Here is a 407-nt window from a genome sequence, read left to right as displayed (position 1 = left end):
CCGCGCCGCACGGCGGGCTCGACGCGGCCGCGCTGCGGGAGTTCCTGGCGCGCCGGCTCCCCGCGTACATGGTCCCGGCCCGGATCGTGGCGCTCGAGGCCTTCCCGCTCACGCCGAACGGCAAGGTGGACCGCGCGGCCCTGCCGGCCCCCGCGTTCGAGGCCGCGAGCGCCTACCGGGCGCCCGGCACGGAGCGGGAGCGGGTGCTGCACGAGGCGTTCACCGAGGTGCTCGGCGCGGCGCGGATCGGCGTGGACGACAGCTTCTTCGACCTCGGCGGCGACTCGGTCGTCGCCATGCGACTGGCGGCCCGCGCCCACGAGGCGGGGCTCGTCGTCACCACCAACGACATCTTCCTCCACAAGACCATCGCCCGGCTCGCCGAAGTGGCCCAGGACACCGGCCCG

General features: G+C 76.2%; 1 protein-coding gene. It reads left to right on the top strand.

Features of this window, described 5'->3' with window-relative positions:
• Positions 1 to 407, top strand: a 407-nt coding sequence (locus BBH68_RS33805; RefSeq protein WP_245738436.1) for a phosphopantetheine-binding protein, incomplete at both ends; no start/stop codon positions are given.

This window comes from Streptomyces sparsogenes, from assembly GCF_001704635.1.
GTDB classification, from domain to species: domain Bacteria; phylum Actinomycetota; class Actinomycetes; order Streptomycetales; family Streptomycetaceae; genus Streptomyces; species Streptomyces sparsogenes.
Note: the sequence above shows the minus strand (reverse complement) of the source record. Positions and strands in the feature narration are given on the sequence as shown.